Below are 1,585 nucleotides of genomic sequence, written 5' to 3'. Positions count from 1 at the left end.
CCTTGTTTTATGGCCTTTTATTATTATGGTAGTACTTCAAAATAGCAGTGAAAATTCGGTTTTTATCACTAACTTTATAGGGATTGCCGTTATGAATAAATGTTCAATAGGGAACAGGGTTTCTGGGAATCGGGAATCGGGAATCGGGAATCGGGAATCGGGAATCGGGAATAGTAAGAAACTGCTATAGTTAACGTTGATATAAATTACGGTAAACTGAATACAATTGGGTTAGGTAAACTCGAATTCAATGGTCAGCTAATGTGCTAGGCGCAGGCTACGCGAACAAGTATCAGCTAAGGCAATTCAGTTAAGTCCAATGATGGAATCCACAGATTTTACTCACTCAGTCAGCTACCAAAAAGAATTGATTCTGAAATTACAAGCACTGCTGAAAAATGAAATTGAAGGTAAAGCTCACTCTGACCGCATTGAAGAATTAGCGTCGGCCATTGAAAGTGCTACAGAGGCGCTCAACAACCTAACCCAGTATTTTAGAGAAACTTAACCTATACTTTTCTCGAGTAGACTCTAATAACTAGGTATTAATAACTGGGTATTAGGCGTTAACTACTAACTAACACCATTAACCTAACACTTAACTCCCAACACCTAACACCTAAGCCTCAACACTAAATAGACTGATTACTAGGGCAAAGGTCGAAGCGATGCAGCGCGGTCTTGGGGGTTACCCCCATGAGCGACTGCATCAAGACAATGATTTTTAGTCCTTGAACAGGTCAAGTCCTATTTCGGGTTGAGCTGCAAAGGCACCAATATTAGGAGTGATGCCCACAAATTGCTCAAATAAGCGAACGACTCTGGTCAAGATCAATCCCAGAACTAGGAAAACCTAGAGATGAAGTGAACAGAGATGGAGTGAACAGAGATGGAGTCTGGAAGGAACCAAGTAGGGAATCAATGGGATTGGTAATAGTACCAACGATGCCCTCAAGGAGATTGTCAGGTCCATCGGTAACATCATCCGGATTACTAATCGGGTTGTTGTTACCAGTGGTGACACCGGCGGCACCACTAACGTGATAATTATTGGTGTTAGGGTTACTTATGGTGCTGGAAACCATGGCTGTGCCATGGATACTGGAAATGCGATTCCCTAAATCCCCTGAGGTATTGTCACTAATGGTACTGGTAGCCGTGCTGCTACTGCTGACCATTACCACACCGCCACCAGAGTTGCCTGTTCCCGTAGCGTGGCCATTGGCCAAGGGATTGGGACTAATCCTGTTAGTAGCCGTCGCCCTGCTACTGACCTTGACTAGAGCGCCATCTGAGTCTACTGATGGATTACTACTAATTTCAATCTTGGTGATATTCGCGGTTGTTCCATCTTGAGGCTGAATTTTGACATCAAACACTGGGTTAATGTCATCAAAATCTATAATTCTTTGACTCTCTATAGGGGGCTCGACGTTAATCGGGCCATCGGTGATGTCAAAATCACCAGTAGTAGCCAAATCTTCACCAGTTTCAAGGTCATCTAGGGGAGAAATCACTACAATCCCTTGACTAGTAGCACCAGTGTGGTCTTCTTGGTTTGGATTTGGTTGTAGATTGCAAAGGG

At 43.5% G+C, this 1,585-nt stretch carries 2 protein-coding genes and 1 pseudogene; 2 read left to right on the top strand and 1 reads right to left on the bottom strand.

Features of this window, described 5'->3' with window-relative positions; translation table 11 throughout:
• Positions 1–190: pseudogene (locus F6K53_RS41185) on the top strand (hypothetical protein); the annotation flags it as partial.
• Between the two features lie 129 nt (positions 191–319).
• The gene (locus F6K53_RS41180) at positions 320–508 is read left to right on the top strand and encodes a hypothetical protein (RefSeq protein ID WP_293086092.1); all 189 of its coding nucleotides are present in this window, start codon (positions 320–322) and stop codon (positions 506–508) included.
• Positions 509–803: 295 nt separating this feature from the next.
• On the opposite strand, the gene F6K53_RS41175 is transcribed toward F6K53_RS41180, so the two are convergent.
• On the bottom strand, positions 804–1,585 hold a 782-nt coding region (locus tag F6K53_RS41175), incomplete at its 5' end, for a hypothetical protein (RefSeq protein WP_293086089.1).

Origin of the sequence: Moorena sp. SIO4A1, assembly GCF_010672065.1 — a bacterium.
GTDB lineage: Bacteria > Cyanobacteriota > Cyanobacteriia > Cyanobacteriales > Coleofasciculaceae > Moorena.
The sequence above is the reverse complement of the archived record's forward strand: the minus strand, read 5'-3'. Positions and strand labels throughout refer to the sequence as shown.